Raw genomic sequence first — 21,582 nt, forward strand, 5'->3', positions numbered from 1 at the left:
CGCGCGGTTAGCACGGGGGCGAGAACATGCAAACGCATCGATTGGTGGCGCACCCGGCGCACCCTCCGCGCGGGGTGACGGCGGTCGAATCGAAAGTGATCGGCTTCGACGACGCCTGGCTGCGGGTTCGCTGGCGCGTTGATGGCGCTCAGGATCTTGTCGTACCCGCGTTTGCCGGTCGCGGCCGTGCCGACGATTTGTGGCTGACGACCTGCTTCGAGCTTTTCCTCAAACCCATCGGCGACGACGGCTACGTCGAGTTCAACCTGTCGCCTTCGGAGCGCTGGGCCGTATACGACTTTGGCGGGTATCGTGCCGGAATGAGCGAACGTCCTGCGTCGCGCGAACCCGACTGCACGATCCGCATCGGCAGTTCCTTTGCGATTTTCGATGCCGCGATCCCGCGCGACGTCCTGCCCACACTTCCCGCCGACGCCAACTTCGCGGCCGTGATCGAGGAGATCGGCGGGGTGAAGAGCTTCTGGTCGCTCGCGCATCCCGCAGCGAAGCCCGATTTCCACGACCCGGCTTGCTTCGCGGCCACGCTTGAGCCACCGCGTCGGGCATGAAATTCGGTATCGACCGGCTGCTCAGCGAGCCGGAACTCCTTCGCGACTTGTCCGGCCGGCGGGTCGCATTGGTGGCGCACCCGGCCTCGGTCACCGTTGACCTCACGCACAGTCTGGATGCCCTGATCGCGGCAGGGGTCAATGTGACCAGCGCATTCGGGCCACAGCACGGTCTGAAGGGCGACAAGCAGGACAACATGGTCGAAACGGCGGACGAAACCGATCCCGCCTACGGCATACCGATCTTCAGCCTTTACGGCGAAGTACGACGGCCCTCTGGCCAGATGATGAGCACCGCCGACGTGTTCCTGTTCGACCTGCAGGACCTCGGCTGCCGTATCTACACGTTCGTGACCACGCTGCTCTATCTGCTTGAGGCCGCGGCGGCGCACGGCAAGGAAGTCTGGGTGCTCGACCGACCCAATCCGGCGGGCCGCCCGGTCGAAGGCACACTGCTCGTCACCGGACAGGAAAGTTTCGTCGGTGCGGCCGAGATGCCGATGCGGCACGGGCTGACGATGGGTGAGATGGGTCACTGGTTCATCAAGCGGTTCAACCTCAATGTCGCATACCGGGTTATCGAGATGCACCACTGGTTGCCTGAGGCCGGACCCGGGTTTGGCTGGCCCACGGACCGGATATGGATCAATCCGAGCCCGAACGCGGCAAGCCTCAACATGGCGCGCGCCTATGCCGGGACCGTTATGCTGGAGGGCACCAACCTCAGCGAGGGTCGCGGGACGACCCGGCCGCTCGAGGTGCTGTTCGGCGCACCCGATGTAGATGCGGCGGCGGTCCTGGCAGAGATGCAGCGTATCGCCCCCGACTGGCTTTCGGGATGCCATATCCGTCCGTGCTGGTTCGAGCCGACATTCCATAAGCATGCCGGGGAGCTGTGCAGCGGGCTGATGATCCACGCCGAGCACCGCTTCTACGAACACGAAGCCTTCCGACCGTGGCGGCTGCAGGCCCTGGCGTTCAAGGCGATCCGCAAACTGAATCCGGATTATGCGCTCTGGCGCGACTTTCCCTACGAGTACGAACTCGACCGGCTCGCGATCGATGTGATCAATGGGGGCGGCGCCTTGCGCCAATGGGTCGACGACGCGGCAACCGAATCGGGCGATCTTGAACAACTGGCCGCAGGCGATGAAGCGAGCTGGCGCGCAGACGTGGACCCGCATCTGCTCTACTGAGCGGCAATTCCGCCGCTTTTGCCTTGACCTAAACGTAAGCCTGCCCGAGCGTGTCGCCAGACAGCGATACGCTGCGGAGAGGACATACAGATGGCCAGTGCGCCGACGCATACCGACGCCCCGGCGCAGCGGGGCCTGAAGGTCACGCTTTGGATCCTCTTGGTCGTTTACATCTTCAATTTCATCGACCGCCAGATCGTCAATATCCTGGCTGAGCCGATCGCGCGCGATCTGGAACTCAGCGACACGCAGATCGGTCTGATGACGGGACTTGCGTTCGCATTGTTCTACACGCTGCTTGGCCTGCCGATCGCTCGCTACGCCGATCGCCCATCGACGCACCGGCCGAAGCTGATCGCCATAGCGCTGGCGACCTGGTCGGCAATGACCGCACTGTGCGGTCTGGCGCAGAATTTCGTCCAGCTTTTGGTCGCCCGGATCGGCGTGGGAGTCGGGGAGGCCGGTTGTACGCCTGCGGCTCACTCGCTGATCAGCGACATGGTGCCGAAGGAACGGCGTGCTTCGGCCTTGGCATTCTATGCTCTCGGGATTCCGATCGGCACATTGCTCGGGATGATCATTGGCGGCCTTTTGGCCGATGCAGTTGGGTGGCGTAACGCCTTCGTCGTGGTCGGCTTGCCCGGTGTCTTGCTTGCCGTCGTCGTCGTGATGTTGCTCAAAGAGCCTCGACACCACGCCGAGGCGTCGCTGGACACTTCGCCAGCCAGTTCCAACGCCGATGTGCTAAGGTCGATCTTCCGTTCAAAGGCGATGATTTTCCTATTGATCGCCGCATCGAGCGCTGCCTTTCTCAGCTATGGCAAGACGACTTGGGCGACGATTTTCTTCCAGCGAACCCACGGTCTCAGCCCCGGCGAGGTTGGACTCTATTTCGGCGTGATCAACGGTGTCGCCGGCATCTTGGGAACGTGGCTCGGCGGCAAGATCGCCGACCGATGGGGGGCGACAAACCGGCGCCATGTGCTGACCGCGCCCGCGGTCGGCATGGCGCTTGCGATCCCGCTTGCCTATGCTGGTTATGCCGCAGGCGAATGGCGCATGGCGCTGGTCCTCCTGTTTATCCCGACCTTGCTCAATTCACTCTATTATGGGCCGGTTTATTCGAGCGTGCAGGGACTGGTCCCGATCCGATCGCGCGCCATGGCCGCCGCAGTCCTGCTGTTCTTCCAGAACCTGATTGGCCTGGGGTTCGGGCCGCTGCTGTTCGGCATGTTGTCCGACTGGATCAAGCCGAGTTTCGGCGAAAATAGTGTGCAGGTCGTGCTGTACACAGCCACGTTCATGGGTCTGATCCCCGCGTTCTTCTTCTGGCGCTGCAGCTTGCGGCTCAACGACGAGCTCGATCGCCAGACCTGAAATCCCGCGGAATTAGCCTTGTTTGCGGCTTAGCTCGCGCATCGCATCGTCGAGCCCGTCGAGGGTCAGCGGATACATCCTGTCATTAACCAGGTGTTTGATCACCTTCGTCGACTGGGAATAACCCCATTGCTGCTCGGGCACGGGGTTGAGCCAGACGGTCGCGGGATAGGTGTTTACCACGCGTTGCATCCAGGTGGCGCCGGCTTCCTCGTTCATGTGCTCGACGCTGCCACCTGGATGGGTGATTTCGTATGGACTCATCGCCGCGTCGCCGACGAACACGATCTTGTAGTCGTGGCCGTACTTGTGGAGCACGTCCCACGTCTTGGTGCGCTCTGCCCAGCGTCGGCGATTGTCCTTCCACACGCCCTCATAGAGGCAATTATGGAAGTAGAAGAATTCGAGGTTCTTGAACTCGGCCGTGGCGGCGCTGAACAGTTCCTCGACCAGCTTGATGAACGGGTCCATCGATCCGCCCACGTCGAGGAACAGGAGCAGTTTCACTGCATTTCGACGCTCGGGTCGCATATGAATGTCGAGCCAGCCTTGCTTGGCCGTCCCTTCGATCGTGGCGTCGAGGTCGAGTTGCTCCGCCGCTCCTTCACGTGCAAATCGGCGCAGGCGTCGCAGCGCCATCTTGATGTTGCGGGTGCCGAGTTCGCGGGTGTTGTCGAGGTTCTTGAACTCGCGCTTTTCCCAAACCTTGAGCGCGCGCTTGTGCTTGCTCTCGCCGCCGATGCGGACGCCCTCGGGATTGTACCCACCGTTGCCGAAGGGCGAGGTGCCGCCTGTACCGATCCACTTGTTGCCGCTCTGGTGCCGCTTTTCCTGCTCCTCGAGCCGCTTCTTGAGCGTCTCCATGATCTCGTCCCACGATCCGAGCGACTTGATTGCCTCCATTTCCTCGGGTGTCAGAAACTTCTCGGCGACCGCCTTCAGCCACTCCTCGGGAATATCGACCGCCTGCTGCCCGTAATCGGTGAGGATGCCCTTGAATACTTTTTGAAAAACCTGGTCGAAGCGATCGATCAGCCCTTCGTCCTTCACGAACGTTGCCCGGCTCAGGTAATAGAAAGCCTCGGGAGTCTGCTCGATCACGTCCTTGTCGAGCGCTTCGAGAAGGGTGAGATGCTCCTTGAAGCTGGCGGGGATTCCGGCGGCGCGGAGCTCGTCGACGAAGTTGAAGAACATGGTGCGGACCTTAATGGCCACAGGGGAGTCGCGCCAGCGCGATCGGCCGACAAATTCCCCGGACCTTTAAACCTTCGCTAACCACGTGCGCCCTATGCCGGCGTGCAGATTACGGGGCGCGAAGGGGCTTATGGAAAACACCGCTATCGACATGGCCGCCGGCCATAGCATCGACCGAATCTCGGCGAGCTGCGGCGAGGTCACGGTCGGCTGTACCGACGTTGCGGGCATCATCGAGGCGGTGATGGTCTCTTCCGAGCGGCTACGTTCCGAACATTCAGCACTTCAGGAAACCGTTGCAGCGCTCGAAACCGATCAGGTGCTGGTCGCGCAGGCGAGCGATGAAGCGCGGCTGCTGTCCGAACGCGCCATCGAGCGACTGGGCGAGGGATCCTCGCTGATCCAGTCCTCGCTCGACCAGATCACCGAGCTGCTCGAACTCGTCGAGACGCTGACCCAGCACGTCACAGGCTTTGCCGCCGCGATGGCCCAGGTGCGCTCGAGCGCGCACGAGATCGACCAGATTGCCGAGACGACAAACATACTCGCGCTGAATGCCACGATCGAGGCGATGCGCGCTGGCGATGCCGGACGCACTTTTGCCGTTGTCGCCAACGAGGTGAAGAGCCTGGCCAGCGAAACACGCAGGGCCACCGAGGAAATCGGTCGGACGATCGACACCCTGGGCAAGGAAGCCGACGAGGTGATCGCAAAGATCGAGCGCGGCGGCAAGGCGAGCGGCGAGGCCAAGATTTCGGTCGGACAGATCCAGCACACGATGCGCTCGGTCAACGAACTGATCGTCGAGGTCGATGGCCAGAACGACCAGATCACGCGCGCGACGGCCACCATCAGCAATCATGTTCACGCAGTGCAGGAAGTGCTGGAATCGTTCGACCACGCCGCGATCGACAACGAGCACAAGCTGGCGGGTGCGCATTCGCGGATCGAGGAGCTCGAGCTCACGGCCAGCTCGATGTTCGACGAACTGGTCAAGGCGGGGCTCTCGCCGCAGGATAGCCTGATGGTCGAAAAGGCGCGCAGCTACGCCGCCGAAATCGTCGCACAGGCCGAGTGTGGCATCGCATCGGGCGCGCTAACCGCCGGTGCGTTGTTCGATTACGATTATCGCGAAGTTCCGGGCAGCAACCCAACGCTCTATCGCACCGCGATGAGCGACTGGGCCGATGCGTACTGGCGCCCGGTCAATGACCGGGTCGTTGCCGAAGGCGGGCCGATAAAGATGTGCAGCCAGGCCAACATGCAGGGCTTCTTGCCTACTCACGTTTCCGAACGGTCCCGTCGTCCGACGGGGGATCTGGCACATGACACCAAGTACTGCCGCAACGGGCGGATTCTGTTCGACCCGATCGACCGGAAGGCCAAGGCGAGCAATGCGCCCTACATGATGGCCGTCTATCGCCAGGAAGGCGACGGCACGACCTACGAGATCGTCCGCAACGTCTATGTGCCAATCGTCATCAACGGTAGGCGCTGGGGGGATTTCGAGCTCGCTTACGTCCTCTGATTGGCGAGCCGAATTCGAATGTGGTCGAACGTCGGGCCATATAGGCGGTGCGAGAATTCTACACCGACATAGCCGTCTTCCTGCCAGCGGACGGTCGCGGGGAAGGGGCCAAGAGTTTCGATCCGTAATCGGATCTCAGCGCCTGGCAACAAACTCGAAAACTTGTCGAAGAACTTGCAACCGTGCTCCGACAAATCCTTGATCGGAACATCCCGCCGCCCGCCGGCAGGCGTCCTGTAAAACCCCCACACCTCTAGCGGATGGCGATCGTTCTGGCGCTCGTCGGTCATCGCTTTTGCATTATCCTCACAAAGACAGACCCGTCCCAAGCGTATCGGCCTACGCCGGATACGCAAGGATTTGGAATTAGGTAGTCGCCCTCAATGGACGCACCGCGCGCCAGATTGCCCAGCCGAGCATGGCAGCCCAGCAAAGGGCAATCGTGCTGGCCGCCGATTGACCGTATCGCATCGGCTCGGCCGCACCCCACCAGATTGCTAACGGCGCAGGCACGCAGGCGACCGCAAGCGGCCAGGCGCGCATTCGGATAAAGGCAAATGCAGTTGCTGCACTTGCTGCCGCCAGCAGTACGAACTTCGTCCATACCGGAAACGGCAAGAACCCGAGTTCGGGCCAAGGGTTGGTCATGGCGGTCCCGATCGACAGAAGCAGACCGTTCTCGATGCCGTCGGCGCAGCCTGCGATCGGTCCCAGCCAACCGATGCGCAACCATCGGCGGTCCCCCGTCTCGGTTGCGGTCGCGGCGAAGAACGCAAACAGGAATGAGCCGTAAACCAGCATAAACAGGTAATCGAGAAGGTTGCCCCGGTTCATCCCGGCGATGCGGACCGCACGCTGCGGGTCGCCGACGGTACCGAAAATCGCATCGAGATCGGACGGGGAGCGGGCAAATTCGAACGCGAGAACCGGATTGTCGATGTTCGCCCCCGGTATCGGATGGGCGAGGGCGGCGGGCATGACCAGCGCGAAGGATTGCGAGACGGCAAGCGTTGCCAGCCCCCAGCAGAGGCAGGCGCGCCAGCTGGTAAAGCCGGCGCGCACCATGGCGATCAGGCGCCTTGGCGGCGCGACATGAAGGCGAGCCGCTCAAATAGCATCACGTCCTGCTCGTTCTTGAGCAGCGCGCCGTGGAGCGGCGGGATCGCCTTCGACGGGTCTTTAGACTGAAGCACATCGAGCGGCATGTCCTCGTGGAGCAGCAGCTTCAGCCAGTCGAGCAGTTCGCTGGTCGATGGTTTCTTTTTGAGGCCGGGCACTTCGCGGATGTCGTAGAATACATCCATCGCCTTGGTCACAAGGATCTTCTGGATGCCCGGATAATGGACCTCGATAATCTCGCGCATCGTGTCGCGATCGGGGAACTTGATGTAGTGGAAGAAGCAGCGGCGCAGGAACGCGTCGGGCAGTTCTTTCTCGTTGTTCGAAGTGATGACGACGATCGGCCTTTCCTTCGCCGCGATCGTCTCCTGCGTCTCGTAAACGTCGAAGCTCATGCGATCGAGTTCCTGCAGCAGGTCGTTGGGGAACTCGATATCGGCCTTGTCGATCTCGTCGATCAGCAGCACCGGCAGTTCCTCGCTGGTGAAAGCCTCCCAAAGCTTGCCGCGCTTGATGTAATTGCGGATGTCATGGACCCGCTCTTCACCGAGCTGACCGTCGCGCAGGCGCGCTACCGCGTCGTATTCGTATAGGCCCTGATGCGCCTTGGTCGTGGACTTGATATTCCATTCGATCAGGGGAGCCCCAATGGCCTTGGCAACTTCGCAGGCCAGCACGGTCTTGCCCGTGCCCGGTTCGCCCTTCACGAGCAACGGACGGCGCAGGGTGGCCGCCGCATTGACCGCTACTTTGAGGTCCTCGGTCGCAATGTAGCTGCTGGTGCCTTCGAAGCGCTCGACCATACCCGTTCCTCTAGAAGCTTTACGTAAGCGGTAAGCGGCAATCGTCCGCTCCGCAAGAAGCTTCCGTTGGCGATCAGGTCAGGCGGAAACCGAAATCTCGAACGCGCTGCCGCGAGTTTGCGGAACCGTCTCGATCTTGCTCCCTAGCCCGGCGGCGACAGCAGCCATGATCCGAGATCCAAGACCAGTGCCGACGGGCTTCGAGTCCGATACAATGCCTACACCGTCATCTGCGACCCGGACGGCAAAACCATTCGCTCCTACGGCGCGCAAGCTCACTTCAATGGACCCGCCGACTTCTGGCCCGAAGGCATATTTTGCGGCGTTTGACACCAGTTCGTTGACGATGATGCCGACACTCACCGCGACGTCGGTGGCAACCACGATCGGCTCACTTGTGAGGGTCACGCGCACCTGGTCAGGGCTGGGCAATCCCTGCTGCAGTCCGATAACGAGATTTTCAAGATAAGCATCGAGATCGATCGTGGTCAGGTCCTCGCGCGTGTAAAGCCGCTGATGGACCTTGCTGATCGCCGCAATCCGATTCTGCGCGTCCTCTAGGGCACTGCGCACCGCAGGATTGTCTGACCGATTTGCCTGCATGCCGACGAAGCTCGTCACCATTTGCAGGCTGTTCGAGACGCGGTGGTGGACTTCGCGCACCTGCAATTCGAGAAGTTCGTTGGCCGCGCGTAGTTCGGCCTCTGCCCGCCGCTTGGAACTTTCGAGATCGGCCCGGGTCAGGGCTTGGCGAAACCGCCCGTCGAGGAGATCGAAGAAGCTGTCGCCAACGGTTTTCACAACGAAATCGAGGGCACCTGCATGAAGGGCGTCGACCGCGATCGAAGTGTCGTCGTTGCCGGTGACGAACACAACCGGCGGGTGGCTGTCCAGCGCAACGATCTCGTCCAGCATCTGGCGACCATTCTTGCCGGGCATATGGTGATCGATGGCGACGAGGTCGAACTGCTCTGATTGCAGCCGCGCAAGACCTTCATCCGCACTCGCAGCCGTTTCAACGACGAATCCTCGTCGATCGAGGGCGCGCGAGGTCAAACGGCGCAGGCCGTCGTCATCGTCCACATAGAGAATACGCGGGTCCGCGATGGTCAGTCCGCCTCGGGCACCTGGATCACGGCCAGGAACAGCCCAAGCTGGCGGATCGCGTCAGCGAAGCTTTCGTAGTTCACCGGCTTGGTGATGTAGACGTTGCAGCCGAGATCGTAGCAACGCTGGATTTCGATCTTGTCGTCGGTCGTGGTCAGCACGACCACCGGGGTGCGATGCAGGCGCTGGTCCTGCTTGATCTTCTCGAGAATCTGCGTCCCGCTCATGTCGGGCAGGTTGAGATCGAGCAGCACCATGCACGGGCCGTTCAGCGCAGGCCCGTCGGGCGCGTTGAACAAGTAGTCGAGCGCAGTCGTACCGTCGGTGAAATGGCGAATGTCGTTCGAAATACCGGCGCGTCGGATGTTCTTCTCGATCAGCCGGGCATGGCCCTCGTCGTCCTCGATCATGACGATGTTGACGGGGTGGTGCGCGTTCATGTGGTGACTTCCGTTGGAGAGAAAGTGAGTGGCAAGGCCAAGGTGAAAGTCGAGCCTTCACCGAGGATGGATTCAAGTTCGATCCGTCCGCCAAGGCGATAGGCCAAGGCCCGGACATTGGCGAGTCCGATCCCCTCACCGGGGCGGTCCTGTGTGCCGGCGCGCCTGAACAATTCGAAAACGCGCTCCAGATCTGCCTCGGCGATGCCGCGGCCATTGTCCGCGACGGCAATCTCGACCATTCCGTTTCGCGTGGTTCCGCTGACCACCACGCGGCCCGGCCGCTGGGGATCGAGATACTTGAGTGCGTTCTCGACGAGGTTGGAGAGGATTTGTTCGACTGCCAGTCGGTCGCTGGTCAAGGCAGGGATCGGCTCGACGACGACGGTCGCACCTGAACTCTCAGCCAACTGATGGAGCGAACTTGCGACACCGTCAGCCAATTCATTCATATCGAGCTGTTCAGGGCTCAGGGTTCGGCGACCCTGTCGTGATAATTCGAGGATGGAATTGATCAGGCGGTCCATCTTCTCGGTCGAAGAACGGATAAAACGAAGGGCTTCCGGCAGTTCGTCCTCCACCGCGAGCCAGACGGTCTCGTCTCGAAGCGCGGGATGCCGCTCGAACAATCGCTCCAGGAATGTCCTGATGATCTTGCGCGCTTCGTCGAGTTCCGAGGTGAAGCCAAGCACATTGACCAGCGGTGAGCGCAGATCATGGCTGACGATATAGGCAAAGCGTTGGATTTCCTGATTCGCGCGGGACAGTTCGGCCGTTCGGTCGGCAACTGCGATTTCCAACCCCTCGTTACTTCGCCGGAGCTGCGCCTGCGCCCGGTTCAGTTCGCCGTTGTAACGCAAGACCAGCACGATCGAGGCCAGCAGAAACGTGACCAGCATGACCGTCGCTGCGCCGCCGATCAGGTAGAATTGCCGTGTCGAGCGCGATTGTTCTGTCGATCGAACGACCAACAGCTCGGCCTCGTCTTCGATCATCGTCCGCGCTATCGCCCTTATACGCCGGGCGATCTGGACCCCGCGGTCCTGGTCGAGGCCCTTCTCCTGGACGGCTGCGGCAGCGCCCGCGGGGAAAAGGATCAAGTCGGACAGCAACGGAGCTCGCTCCTTGCTCAACGATTGAACCTCCGAGACGCGCTGAGCCTGCAATTCGTTGTCGGACGTAAGGTATCCGATTGAGTTCAGTTCCGCCGTAAAGTCGGCCTGTGTATTCTGAAGGATGTTTGCAAAAGTATTGCTCGGCGAAAGCAACTGACCGCGCCGTGCCGTTTCGATCTGCTCGTTGAGCGCCGCGAGCCGGTTGATCGCCGATTCGACGCGTAACGTATGTTCGACCCGCTCGGTGCTTTTCCCGACTTCAGCGATCGCGAAGTAGGCGGCGGTGATCGCGACCAGAAGCAGGATGCAGCTCAGCGTAAGAAGCAGGGTGACAAGCCGGTTCGATCCGGCGCCGATGAAAAGTCCGGCGATCGGCCGGCGGCGATCAGGCATCGATCAGGTCGCGATCGAGGTCGCTGGCGTGGTTCTGGATGAAGTTGAAGCGGTGTTCCGGATTCCGACCCATGAGCTGGTCGACCAGTTCCTTGATCGCATGACGCTGTTCGTGCTCCGGCGGCAGCGTGATGCGCACCATGCTGCGGCTCAATGGGCTCATCGTCGTTTCCCGGAGCTGCTGCGGGTTCATCTCGCCGAGGCCCTTGAACCGCGACACTTCCACCTTGCGCCCCTTGAACAGCGTCGCCTCAAGCTCGGCGCGATGGGCGTCGTCGCGGGCATAGGCGCTCTCCTTGCCCGCCGTCAGGCGGTAGAGTGGGGGCTGGGCAAGGAACAGGTGTCCGCGGCGGACGATGTCGGGCATTTCCTGGAAGAAGAAGGTCATCAGCAACGTGGCGATGTGCGCACCGTCGACGTCCGCGTCGGTCATGATCACGACCCGGTCGTAGCGAAGCTGGTCCGCGTTACAGTCCTTGCGGGTGCCACAGCCGAGCGCAAGCGAGAGGTCTGCGATTTCGCTGTTGGCGCGAATCTTGTCGGCGCTGGCGCTCGCGACGTTGAGGATCTTGCCGCGGATCGGCAATATTGCCTGCGTCTTGCGGTCGCGTGCCTGCTTCGCGCTTCCTCCTGCACTGTCGCCTTCGACGATGAACAGTTCGGTTTCGCCGTCGCCTTCGCCGGTGCAGTCGGTCAGCTTGCCGGGCAGGCGCACCTTCTTGGCATTCGTGGCAGTCTTGCGCTTGATTTCGCGTTCGGCCTTGCGCTTCAGCCGCTCGTCCATCCGTTCGAGGATCGAGCCAAGCAACGCACGGCCGCGCTCCATGTTGTCGGTCAGGAAGTGGTCGAAGTGGTCGCGAACAGCATTCTCGACCAGTCGCGCCGCTTCGGGAGAGGTGAGACGGTCCTTGGTCTGGCTCTGGAACTGCGGGTCGCGGATAAACACGCTGAGCATGACCTCCGAGCCGGTCATGACGTCGTCGGCCGAGATGTCCCTGGCCTTCTTCTGGCCGACCAGTTCACCGAAAGAGCGCACGCTCTTGGTCAGGGCCGCCCGCAATCCCTGCTCGTGGGTGCCGCCGTCGGGGGTAGGTACAGTGTTGCAGTACCAGCTGAATGCGCCGTCTGACCAAAGCGGCCAGGCGATAGCCCATTCGACACGGCCGTGCTCGTCGGCAAAATCCTGTCGTCCGGCGAAGGGCCGGGCGGTCACACATTCGCGCCCGCCGACTTGCTCAGCGAGATGGTCGGCCAAGCCGCCGGGAAACTGGAATATCGCTTCCGCGGGCACGTCGTCGCTCGACAGCGATACCGCGCACTTCCAGCGGATTTCGACCCCGGCGTAGAGATAGGCCTTCGAACGAGCGAGCTTGAACAACCGCTTCGCGCTGAACTGGCGGTCGCCGAAGATTTCCGGGTCCGGGTGAAAGGTGACCGTCGTGCCGCGCCGGTTGGGCGTGGGCCCAAGCTTGCGGATCGGTCCGGTCGGGTTGCCCTTGCTGAACTCCTGCGCGAACAATTCGCGGTTTCGGGCCACCTCGACCCGGGTCATGTCGCTGAGCGCGTTGACGACCGAGACGCCGACGCCGTGCAAGCCGCCGCTGGTGGCGTAGGCCTTGCCCGAAAACTTGCCGCCGGAGTGCAAAGTGGTGAGGATCACCTCGAGGGTCGACTTGCCGGGAAATTTGGGATGCTCGTCCACCGGTATGCCGCGTCCGTTGTCGCTGATTGACAGGACATTGTCTTCGCCAAGCTCGACCTCAATCCGGTTCGCATGTCCGGCGACCGCTTCGTCCATCGAGTTATCGAGGACTTCGGCGGCGAGGTGATGGAGCGCGCGGTCGTCGGTCCCGCCGATGTACATGCCCGGCCGCCGGCGCACGGGCTCCAGACCCTCGAGCACCTCGATCGACGAAGCGTCGTAATCACCGCTGGTCGCGGTCGTTGCTGCAAACAGGTCTTCGGACATGGCGAAGGCTATAGGACGGCGATTCGCCGCCCTTCAAGCTGACCAGCGAGTTATCGTCAGCCGCCGAACTTGGCGGGCGCGGCATCGATGATCGAAACGGACCCGTCGCGGACCTCGCGCACTTCCATCGCCCGTTCGGCGACGCCTGAGCGTTCGAACCGGAATGCGCCGTCGAGGCCGAGGAAGCCGCCCGCGTCGCGGAGGCGCGAGTTAGGGAACGTCCGTCCCGGCCGCCAGTCGCGGGCAACGCGCAAGGCCAGCAGGACACCGTCATAACCCAGTGTCGAGACGCGGTGAGGCTGACCGCCGAAACGTGCTTTGTAGCTTTCGGAATAGCGGCGGAACCGCGCATCGGAGACGGCTGAGAACCACGCTCCGCGCAATGAAGCCGTGCGGGTCACGTCGCTTTCGCCGCTCCACAACTCGGTGCCGAGGATCTTGGTGGCACCCGCGCCGCGTGGCCGCAGCACCGCTGCCGCCTGCCCGGCGAGGCGCGAGCCGTCGGCGATCAGTACGGTGTCGTAGCCGCCTTTCTGGACGAGCCTGGTGGCCGAACTGACGATCGAGGTATTTCCGCGCGCATACGTCTCGATGCCCGCAAGCGTGCCGCCAGAATTGGCGACGGCGGTGCGGAAAGCGGCGGCGGCGCGCTGGCCGTACTCGCCTTCCGGGATGATCGCGGCAAACCGCGATGACCCGTGCCCGCGGGCATAGGAGACGGTCCGCTCGACCGACTGCTCGGGCGCGAGACCCATGACGAACACGTCTGGGCCGGCAACCTTGGTGTCATTCGAAAACGTAATGAGCGGCACATTGGCGGGCCGCGCAGCGGCCAGGACCTGCGCCACGTCGTCCGACAGCAGCGGGCCCAGTATCAGCTTGTTGCCGTCCGCCACCGCGCGCTGCGCGGCGCCGCGAGCGCCACCAGCGGTGTCGTATGTCGTGATGCGAAGGTTGTCCGCGTTCGTGTCGAGAAGCGCCATCGTGGTCGCGTTGGCGATGGATTGGCCAACCGCTCCATTCGCGCCGGACATCGGCACCAGCAGTGCAATGCGGTGACGAGTCTCGTCGCTGGGCAGGCCGGTCGCACTTGGCGTCGGGGTCGGGCTGGGAGCGGGCAGTGGAGCTGTTCCGCCACCGGGGATCACCTTACAGCCCGCCAGCAGCACCGCTGCGCTCGCGACCATCAGCTTGCGCCGGTCGAGTTTCACAATGTTCATGCTTGCCGCTCCCCGCGTCGCTGGTCCATGAGGCGCACCGTGTCCCACCAAGCGACTGCGACCCTTTCCCCCGGCCTCTACATCGTTGCGACGCCGATAGGCAACCTCGGCGACATCACTATGCGCGCCGCTGACACGCTGCGGGCGTGCGACGGGGTGGCCTGCGAGGATACGCGCGTCACCGGCAAGCTCATGAAACATCTCGGCATATCGAAACCGCTGTGGCGTTACGACGATCACGCGGGTGAACGCGACCGCGAGCGGTTGATCGATTCGATGCGTAGCCGGGCGGTCGCTCTCGTGAGCGATGCGGGGACGCCGCTGGTGTCCGATCCGGGCTTTCGATTGGTTCGCGAAGCGCGCGAGGCGGGGATCGCGATCACAGCTCTGCCGGGGCCGTGCGCAGCTATCGCGGGAGTGACCCTTTCCGGCCTTCCGAACGACCGCTTCCTGTTCGCCGGGTTCCTGCCATCGAAGGAGAAGGCCCGATCGGATGTGCTGACCGAGCTTGCAGCGGTTCCCGCAACGCTCGTGTTCTATGAAACCGCGCCGCGACTGGTGAAGTCGCTCGAGGCCATTGCGCAGGTGCTGCCCGGTCGCGAAATTGCGGTCGCGCGGGAAATCACGAAATTGCACGAGGAGTGTCGCACAGGGTTCGCTCAGGAACTGATCGCGCATTACGAGGCGCACCCCCCCAAAGGTGAGATCGTCCTGCTATTGGGGCCTCCGTGCGTCGCTGAAGTCGGGGCGAATGACGCGGACGAAATGCTGCGCGATGCGCTCGCGTCGATGAAGACTTCGCAGGCCGCCGCGCATGTAGCCAGAGCGACCGGAATCGACCGCAAGACATTGTACGAGCGCGCGTTGGCGATGCGCGCGGAATGAAGCGACAGGTCGCCGAAGCCTCGGGTCGCAAGGGCGAACTCGCGGCCGAACTCTACCTGCGCGCCAAGGGATGGGCGATACTGGCCAAGCGGCGCAAGACTCCGGTGGGAGAGATCGACATCGTCGCGCGGCGATCCGGTACGATAGCGTTCGTCGAGGTCAAATGGCGCCGCAAATCGGACGACCTTGCGCTGGCGATCGACGAGTATCGCTTGCGCCGCGTCGCAGCCGCCGCCGAAGCGGTTGCCCACGAGTACGCAACGAATGGCGAAGACCTGCGCGTGGACGTGATCCTGCTTGCGCCGGGGCGCCTGCCGCAGCACATCGTCAACGCCTGGCAACCCTGAGGAACAACGAATGACCCTGCGTGTCGCGGTCCAGATGGATCCGCTTGAAACGATCAAGATCGGCGGGGATTCGAGTTTTGCCCTGATGCTGAGTGCGCAGGCGCGCGGGCACGAGATGTTCCATTATGACGTAGGCGACCTGTCGCTCGATGCCGACGATCGGTTGATCGCGCACGCGCGGCCGGTGAAAGTCCAGCGCGTCGAGGGCGACCACTTTTCGGTAGGCGACGTGCGGCGGCTTGATCTCGCGCGCGACGTCGACGTGGTGCTCATGCGGCAGGATCCGCCGTTCCACATGGGTTACATAACCGCGACCCACCTGCTCGAGCGGATCGAGGGGGAGACGCTGGTCGTGAACAATCCCCGCTCGGTCCGCAATGCGCCCGAAAAGGTGATGGTGCTCGACTACCGCGAGTTCATGCCGCCGACGCTGGTCACGCGTTCGGTCGAGGAAGTCCGCGCCTTCCAGCGCCAGCATGGCGCGGTGGTGGTGAAGCCTATCCACGGTAACGGCGGCAAGGCGATATTCCGGGTGCCTGCGGAAGGCGACAACCTGTCCGCGCTGTTCGAAGTGTTCAACCAGACCTGGCCCGAACCGCACATGGTGCAGCCGTTCCTCCCCGAGGTGGCCGAAGGCGACAAGCGCATCGTGCTGATCGATGGCGAAGTGACGGGTGCCATCAACCGCAAGCCGGGCGAGGGTGAGTTTCGCTCCAACCTCGCCGTTGGCGGCAGCGCGGAGGCAACGACATTGAGCCCGCGCGAACAGGAAATCTGCGACGCGATGGGGCCTCGATTGAAGGAACTGGGCCTCATCTTCGTCGGCATCGACGTGATCGGCGGCCAGTGGCTGACCGAGATCAATGTCACGAGCCCGACCGGCATCGTGGCCATCGACCGCTTCAACGGCACCGATACGCCGGGGCGCATCTGGGATGCGATCGAAGCGCGCCTGGCGAAATAGGAGATCACGATGCGGCTTGCTTCGACCTTTGCGATCGCGGCGTCGCTCGCCATCGTCGCTCCGGCCGCTGGTCAGACCACGATCGATAGCCAGCTTGGTGAACTGCACGCCTTGTTCGAGGCCGATCGCGTGGCGGGCCACGTGCCGGGAACGGTCTATGGCGTGGTCAAGGATGGCAAGCTCGTCTTCGTCGAAGGGCTGGGCACGCGCGACCCCAAGACCGGAGTTCCGGTCGATGCCAACACCCGCTTCCGCATCGCCTCAATGTCCAAGGCCTTCACCGCGCTCGCGATCCTGCACTTGCGCGACGAGGGGAAGTTGTCGCTCGATGCTCCGGTGTCGCGCTACGTTCCCGAAGTCGCGAACTGGCGCCTGCCGACGCGCGATTCGCGGCTTATTCTGGTGTCCGACCTGCTCCACCACACCGCCGGATTCGTCGAGGATAACCCATGGGGCGATCGCCAGCAGGTGCTGACCGAGCCCGAGTTTTCGGCGCTCATGCAATCCGGCATGAACTTCGCCACCGCGCCGGGCACGGCGATGGAATACTCGAATTACGGTTATGCGTTGCTTGGCCGGATCGTATCGAACGTCAGCGGCAAGCGGTATCAGGACTACATCCGCGACACGATCATGCTGCCTCTCGGCATGACGTCGACGGGCTTTGAGGTGATGACCAGCCCGGTCGCGGAGCGCGCACTCGGCTATCGCTGGCAGGACGACCAATGGGTCCGCGAGCCCGACATGCGCGACGGGGCATTCGGGGCCATGGGAGGGGTCGAAACGACTGCCAACGATTACGCAAGATGGATGGCATTCCTGCTATCCGCCTGGCCGGCGAGCGATGCGCCGGAGACTGGTCCGGTGCGCCGATCGACGGTGCGCGATCTCGTTTCTGCGGTGAGTATGTTGCCTGCCGTAGAGCGATCGGCGGCGCTCGGACCGCCTTGCCGCCAGTCGGTCGGCTACGGCGCGGGAATGCGCGTGATAGGCGACTGCGAGCTTGGCCGCGTGCTGACGCATTCGGGCGGTTATCCCGGTTACGGATCGCACATGGTGCTGCTACCCGAGGCGGGGGTGGGAACCTTCGTGTTCAACAACGCCACCTACACCTCGCTCGCGCAGACGAACTACAAGGCGCTGCTTGCCCTGCGCCGCGCAGGCGCAATCCCCGATCGCGCGACACCGGTGTCGGATGGTCTGGCGGCTGCCTATGACCTAGCACGCAAGGCCTGGGGCGCCGGGACCGTGGACGGCCTTCCGCTCGCCAACAACGTCTTATTGGACAGCGACCTTGCCCGGCGCGCCCGCACGATCTCCACGATCAAGGCGGCGGTCGGCACCTGCGACACCGCGTCCCTCATCACGCCGATATCGGCGATGGAGGGACGGTTCGAATGGAACTGCGCCACCGGCAAGGTCGCCGGCCGAGTCCAGCGTGCTCCAACCGCCGAGATGCAGTTGCAGGTGATCGACTACCGGCAGGTCCCGACGAATTGACGCGCAAACAAAAGGGGCGCCGGTCGCCCGACGCCCCTTTAATTGTCGCTGGTAAGCGGTTCAGCCTTCGTTTGCGGCTTCAGCGCGCTCTTCCATCAGGTCGGCCGGGATTTCACCGGGCTCGAGCGAGGTGTCGACCGCTTCGGTGAAGCCTTCGCTCACCGAACGCTCGTCCTCGGCCATCGCGCCGATGACATCGACGCCCTGGCGCTGCAGCTCGGCTTCGTCGTCCGAGCGGGCGACGTTGGCCTTGACCGTGACGTGCACTTCGGGGTGCAGCGCGATTGTGACATCGTGGATGCCGAGCGTCTTGATCGGGTGACCCATGACGACCTGGCGCTTGTCGACCTTGTGGCCGGCAGCCTCGAGGCCGCTGACGACGTCGCGCACGTTGACCGAACCGTAGAGCTGGCCCGCGTTCGACGAGGACCGGATCAGCACGATCTCGGTCCCGTCGAGCTCGCCGCCAGACTTCTCGGCGTCGGTCCGGCGCTCCGCGTTTTCCTTTTCCAGGCGTTCGCGGTTGGATTCGTAGACCTTGCGGTTGGCGTCATTGGCGCGAAGGGCCTTCTTCTGCGGGAGCAGGAAGTTGCGCGCGTAGCCGTCCTTGACGGTCACGACATCGCCCATGGCGCCGAGATTGGCGACGCGTTCGAGCAGGATGATATCCATGAGGTTTCCTCCTACTTCACGATGTACGGCAGAAGGCCGATCTGGCGCGAGCGCTTGATAGCGGTCGCCAGTTCACGCTGCTTCTTGGCCGAAACGGCGGTGATGCGGCTCGGCACGATCTTGCCACGCTCGGACATGAAGCCCTGCAGCAGGCGCACGTCCTTGTAGTCGATCTTCGGCGCGTTCTTGCCCGAGAACGGGCAGGACTTGCGGCGGCGGAAAAACGGGCGGGCCATCAGTCACGCTCCCCTTCACGGTCGCGACGCGGCTTGCGGTCGCGGTCGCCCTTGCGCATCATCACGCTCGGGCCGCTTTCGTGTTCGTCAACGCGCACGGTCAGGTAACGGATCACGTCTTCGTTGATCCGGGTCTGGCGCTCGAGCTCGGCAACGACGGCACCGGGGCCTTCGATGTTGAGCAGCACGTAGTGCGCCTTGCGGTTGCGGTCGATCTTGTAGGCGAGGTTCTTGAGACCCCAGGTCTCGGTCTTGGTCACCTTGCCGTCGAGCGATTCGACGATTTCGGTGGCCGTCGCGGCCAGTGCATCGACCTGAGCCTGGCTCAGATCCTGACGCGCGAGGAAAATGTGCTCGTAGAGAGCCATATCTCACGTCCTTCGTTGATGCCGATCGCTGGCTTATCCGTCCGGATGACGGGGCCCCTCCGGCTTTCTTCTTTCCGCAAGTCTCCCTGAGGAAGCGGGCCACATAGCGCCATCGGGCACAAAAGCAAGTCTTGTGCGTCTGCGAACGGACGGGCACTGCGCCCTTGAAACAGGGGACACAAGCGAATGCCCGGCGGCCTCGTAGCACTGCTCGACGATATTTCCGTGATCGCCAAGGTTGCGGCCGCCTCGATCGACGATGTCGGCGCGGCGGTCGGCAAGGCGGGCAGCAAGGCGGCGGGAGTCGTCATCGATGATGCGGCGGTCACGCCGTCCTACGTCACCGGCCTCGATCCGTCTCGCGAGCTCCCGATCATCGGCAAGATCGCTAAGGGCAGCCTGAAGAACAAGCTGATCTTCCTGCTGCCCGGCGCGCTTCTGCTGAGCTGGCTGCTGCCGCAGGCGATCACCTACATCCTGATCCTGGGCGGGACGTACCTTGCCTACGAAGGTGCCGAGAAGGTTCTCGAAAAGCTCGGGGGAGAGAAACACGGCAAGACCCTGGACGACGTGATCGAGGATCCGGCGAAATTCGAGCAGGAGCGGATTGCCGGAGCCGTGCGAACCGACCTGATCCTGTCGGCGGAGATCATGGCGATCGCGCTCAACGAGGTCGCGGCACAGACCGAAAGCTTCTGGATGCGCGCGATCGCGCTGGCCGCGGTCGGGATCGCAATCACGGTGATCGTCTACGGAGCCGTGGCACTGATCGTGAAGATGGACGACGTAGGCCTGCACCTCGCACAGCGCAGTTCAGCCGTAGCCCGGGGCGTCGGGCGTTCGCTGGTCCATGCCATGCCCGTGCTCCTTGTCGCGCTGTCGCTGATCGGTACCGTCGCAATGCTGTGGGTTGGCGGCGGAATCGTGATCCACAGCCTGCATGAACTTGGAATTCACGGCCCTTCTGACTGGGCGCATGGCGTCCAGCACGATGTCGAGGCGAGCACGGGCGCGTTGGCGGGAGTTGCCGGTTGGCTGACCTATGCGTCGATTTCTGCAGTCGTGGGCCTGGCGATCGGGATGATCGTGGTATTCGTCCTACACAAGGTATTGAAAGTAGGCCACGTCGCGGAGGAGCACGCCGAAGCGCACTAGGGCAGGCGGGCGAGCAGTTCCTTCGCGAACTCGGTCAACGTATCATCGCGGGCGCCCATGACTGCGATGCGGTCGCCTGGGCGGGCCAAGGCGACGATCCGGTCGGCAATCTCTCCGCGCGTCGGGACGTACTCGGCCCGACCTCCGGCGTCGGTGATCAGCGCGATGATCCGCTCAGCTCCTTCGCTGCGGTCGGCGGTGCCGCCGAAATAAACCGGATCGCACATCAGGGTTAGGTCGTCCGGCCCCAGTTCGCGGGCGAATGTCTCTGCCAATTCGTGGCCCATTTGGCGCAAGGGTCCGTAGCCGTGGGGCTGGAAAAAGGCGATTACTCGCCCCGGATGTTGCTTGAGCGTCCGCAGGGTAGCGGCGCATTTTTCCGGGTTGTGCCCAAAGTCGTCGATGACGGTGATGCCCGAAGATGAGGTGCCGATGACGTCGAACCGACGTGCGAGACCGGCGAAACCTGCCAAGGCACGGGAGGCATCGGCGACCGAGACCCCCGCGGCATTCGCCCCGGCGATGGCGGCCAGCGCATTCGACAGATTGTGCCGACCCGGCATGGCGACGCTGAGCGGGTGACGCGATCCGTCGCGCCTGTCGAGAACGGTAGCGGCGATCGAGGTCGGCGCGTCGGTTACGCTTCCCGGGACAACGGAAATCGCAGCGTCCTCGCTCCCCACGCCGAAGGTGACTGCGTCCGATGCGCGGTCAGCCAGCGCGAGCGCCTCTGGGTCGTCGGCATTGATCGCACACCGCGCAGACGCAGCCAGATAGTCGCCGAACAATATCCGCAGTTCGTCCATGCTCTTGTGGTCGAGACTGACATTGAGGAGCACACCCACCTCGGGGCGGTAGAGCGCGATCGATCCGTCGCTCTCGTCCACTTCGCTCACGTAAAGATCGCTTCCGCCCACCTGCGCGCTTGCGAACGGATTTTCGGATGAGACGAAATTCTTCATCACCGCCCCGTTCATGATGGTCGGAGCGCGACCAGCCGAGTCCAGAATCCAACCGAGCATCGCAGTCACAGTCGACTTGCCGCTGGTGCCCGCGATCGCGATGCCGCTTGTAGCCGCGTTGAACAGCGCGGAATTGAGGTCGGCGCGGGTCATCCGGGGGCAGCCGAGGTCCTTCGCCCGCACGATTTCCGGCACGGTATCTTCGACCGCGGCGCTTGCGACAACAATTTGTTCTGCGGTGCGGATGCCGCTGCCGTCCTGCGGGAACAGCGTGAAGCCGTGATCCTTCAGCCAGTCGAATTTCTCTACCGTTCGGCCCTGGTCGTGACTGCGATCCGATCCCGCGACCGTCCCGCCGAGGCCGTGGACGATCTGCGCGAGCGGCAACATGCCTGATCCGCCGATACCGCAGAAGAACCAGGGCTGGGCGGCGGGATCGAGCGTGTTGTCCATAAGTCGGCGA

Annotated in this window: 22 protein-coding genes; 9 read left to right on the forward strand and 13 right to left on the reverse strand. The window is 63.1% G+C overall.

Going from position 1 to position 21,582, the window contains the following annotated elements; all coding sequences use genetic code 11:
• Positions 1-26: 26 nt before the first annotated feature.
• The 3 genes from ACWPMX_RS04805 (at position 27) to ACWPMX_RS04815 (ending at position 3,142) form a co-directional block, all read left to right on the forward strand.
• Entirely contained in the window at positions 27-569 is a 543-nt protein-coding gene (locus ACWPMX_RS04805; RefSeq protein WP_455698905.1) for a DOMON-like domain-containing protein, read from the forward strand.
• Positions 566-1,765 carry an exo-beta-N-acetylmuramidase NamZ family protein gene (locus tag ACWPMX_RS04810; protein ID WP_455698906.1) on the forward strand — a complete coding sequence of 400 codons (1,200 nt, stop codon included), beginning with the start codon at positions 566-568 and terminating at the stop codon, positions 1,763-1,765. Before ACWPMX_RS04805 ends, ACWPMX_RS04810 begins: the two co-directional genes overlap by 4 nt.
• 90 nt (positions 1,766-1,855) lie before the next feature.
• Positions 1,856-3,142, forward strand: a complete 1,287-nt coding sequence (locus ACWPMX_RS04815) for a spinster family MFS transporter (RefSeq protein ID WP_455698907.1) — start codon at positions 1,856-1,858, stop codon at positions 3,140-3,142.
• Between the two features lie 12 nt (positions 3,143-3,154).
• Here ACWPMX_RS04815 and ACWPMX_RS04820 read toward each other — a convergent pair whose 3' ends face one another.
• Positions 3,155-4,336 (reverse strand): vWA domain-containing protein, encoded by a 1,182-nt coding sequence (locus tag ACWPMX_RS04820; protein WP_455698908.1) that lies wholly within the window; start codon positions 4,334-4,336, stop codon positions 3,155-3,157.
• Positions 4,337-4,466: 130 nt separating this feature from the next.
• Here ACWPMX_RS04820 and ACWPMX_RS04825 point away from each other — a divergent pair, with 130 nt between their 5' ends.
• Positions 4,467-5,864: a methyl-accepting chemotaxis protein gene (locus ACWPMX_RS04825; protein WP_455698909.1), complete on the forward strand. Its 1,398-nt coding sequence runs from the start codon at positions 4,467-4,469 to the stop codon at positions 5,862-5,864.
• Here the strand turns inward: ACWPMX_RS04825 and ACWPMX_RS04830 are convergent.
• The 8 genes from ACWPMX_RS04830 to ACWPMX_RS04865 form a co-directional block, all read right to left on the reverse strand.
• A complete protein-coding gene (locus tag ACWPMX_RS04830; RefSeq protein ID WP_455698910.1) occupies positions 5,852-6,154 on the reverse strand; it encodes a PilZ domain-containing protein in 303 nt (100 codons plus the stop codon). The genes ACWPMX_RS04825 and ACWPMX_RS04830 overlap by 13 nt on opposite strands.
• Before the next feature lie 76 nt (positions 6,155-6,230).
• A complete protein-coding gene (locus ACWPMX_RS04835) occupies positions 6,231-6,929 on the reverse strand; it encodes a hypothetical protein (protein ID WP_455698911.1) in 699 nt (232 codons plus the stop codon).
• 5 nt (positions 6,930-6,934) lie between these two features.
• A complete protein-coding gene (locus ACWPMX_RS04840) occupies positions 6,935-7,786 on the reverse strand; it encodes an AAA family ATPase (RefSeq protein WP_455698912.1) in 852 nt (283 codons plus the stop codon).
• A 78-nt stretch (positions 7,787-7,864) separates the two neighbouring features.
• Entirely contained in the window at positions 7,865-8,869 is a 1,005-nt protein-coding gene (locus tag ACWPMX_RS04845) for a histidine kinase dimerization/phosphoacceptor domain -containing protein (protein ID WP_455698913.1), read from the reverse strand.
• Between the two features lie 26 nt (positions 8,870-8,895).
• Positions 8,896-9,333 carry a response regulator gene (locus tag ACWPMX_RS04850; protein WP_455698914.1) on the reverse strand — a complete coding sequence of 146 codons (438 nt, stop codon included), beginning with the start codon at positions 9,331-9,333 and terminating at the stop codon, positions 8,896-8,898.
• Positions 9,330-10,841 carry a sensor histidine kinase gene (locus ACWPMX_RS04855; protein WP_455698915.1) on the reverse strand — a complete coding sequence of 504 codons (1,512 nt, stop codon included), beginning with the start codon at positions 10,839-10,841 and terminating at the stop codon, positions 9,330-9,332. Before ACWPMX_RS04855 ends, ACWPMX_RS04850 begins: the two co-directional genes overlap by 4 nt.
• Positions 10,834-12,810: a DNA topoisomerase IV subunit B gene (gene parE, locus ACWPMX_RS04860; RefSeq protein WP_455698916.1), complete on the reverse strand. Its 1,977-nt coding sequence runs from the start codon at positions 12,808-12,810 to the stop codon at positions 10,834-10,836. The genes ACWPMX_RS04855 and parE overlap by 8 nt, the downstream gene beginning before the upstream one ends.
• Before the next feature lie 56 nt (positions 12,811-12,866).
• Positions 12,867-14,030, reverse strand: a complete 1,164-nt coding sequence (locus ACWPMX_RS04865) for a penicillin-binding protein activator (protein WP_455698917.1) — start codon at positions 14,028-14,030, stop codon at positions 12,867-12,869.
• Positions 14,031-14,069: 39 nt separating this feature from the next.
• Here ACWPMX_RS04865 and rsmI point away from each other — a divergent pair, with 39 nt between their 5' ends.
• From rsmI to ACWPMX_RS04885, 4 genes are read left to right on the forward strand one after another with little or no spacing between them, the layout of a single operon-like run.
• Positions 14,070-14,915, forward strand: a complete 846-nt coding sequence (gene rsmI / locus ACWPMX_RS04870) for a 16S rRNA (cytidine(1402)-2'-O)-methyltransferase (RefSeq protein WP_455698918.1) — start codon at positions 14,070-14,072, stop codon at positions 14,913-14,915.
• Positions 14,912-15,262 carry a YraN family protein gene (locus tag ACWPMX_RS04875; protein ID WP_455698919.1) on the forward strand — a complete coding sequence of 117 codons (351 nt, stop codon included), beginning with the start codon at positions 14,912-14,914 and terminating at the stop codon, positions 15,260-15,262. Before rsmI ends, ACWPMX_RS04875 begins: the two co-directional genes overlap by 4 nt.
• Positions 15,263-15,272: 10 nt before the next feature.
• Complete coding sequence (gshB, locus tag ACWPMX_RS04880) at positions 15,273-16,226, forward strand: glutathione synthase (protein ID WP_455698920.1); 954 nt, start codon at positions 15,273-15,275, stop codon at positions 16,224-16,226.
• 9 nt (positions 16,227-16,235) lie between these two features.
• Complete coding sequence (locus tag ACWPMX_RS04885; protein ID WP_455698921.1) at positions 16,236-17,726, forward strand: serine hydrolase domain-containing protein; 1,491 nt, start codon at positions 16,236-16,238, stop codon at positions 17,724-17,726.
• Between the two features lie 60 nt (positions 17,727-17,786).
• On the opposite strand, the gene rplI is transcribed toward ACWPMX_RS04885, so the two are convergent.
• From rplI to rpsF, 3 genes are read right to left on the reverse strand one after another with little or no spacing between them, the layout of a single operon-like run.
• A complete protein-coding gene (rplI, locus tag ACWPMX_RS04890) occupies positions 17,787-18,398 on the reverse strand; it encodes a 50S ribosomal protein L9 (protein WP_455698922.1) in 612 nt (203 codons plus the stop codon).
• Positions 18,399-18,409: 11 nt separating this feature from the next.
• Positions 18,410-18,634 carry a 30S ribosomal protein S18 gene (gene rpsR, locus ACWPMX_RS04895; RefSeq protein ID WP_455698923.1) on the reverse strand — a complete coding sequence of 75 codons (225 nt, stop codon included), beginning with the start codon at positions 18,632-18,634 and terminating at the stop codon, positions 18,410-18,412.
• Complete coding sequence (gene rpsF / locus ACWPMX_RS04900; RefSeq protein WP_455698924.1) at positions 18,634-19,002, reverse strand: 30S ribosomal protein S6; 369 nt, start codon at positions 19,000-19,002, stop codon at positions 18,634-18,636. Before rpsF ends, rpsR begins: the two co-directional genes overlap by 1 nt.
• Positions 19,003-19,188: 186 nt before the next feature.
• On the opposite strand from rpsF, the gene ACWPMX_RS04905 reads away from it, so the two are divergent.
• A complete protein-coding gene (locus ACWPMX_RS04905) occupies positions 19,189-20,157 on the forward strand; it encodes a DUF808 domain-containing protein (RefSeq protein WP_455698925.1) in 969 nt (322 codons plus the stop codon).
• Here the strand turns inward: ACWPMX_RS04905 and ACWPMX_RS04910 are convergent.
• Positions 20,154-21,572: a glutamate ligase domain-containing protein gene (locus ACWPMX_RS04910; protein WP_455698926.1), complete on the reverse strand. Its 1,419-nt coding sequence runs from the start codon at positions 21,570-21,572 to the stop codon at positions 20,154-20,156. The genes ACWPMX_RS04905 and ACWPMX_RS04910 overlap by 4 nt on opposite strands.
• Between the last annotated feature and the right edge of the window lie 10 nt (positions 21,573-21,582).

Source organism: Tsuneonella sp. HG094 (assembly GCF_053819285.1).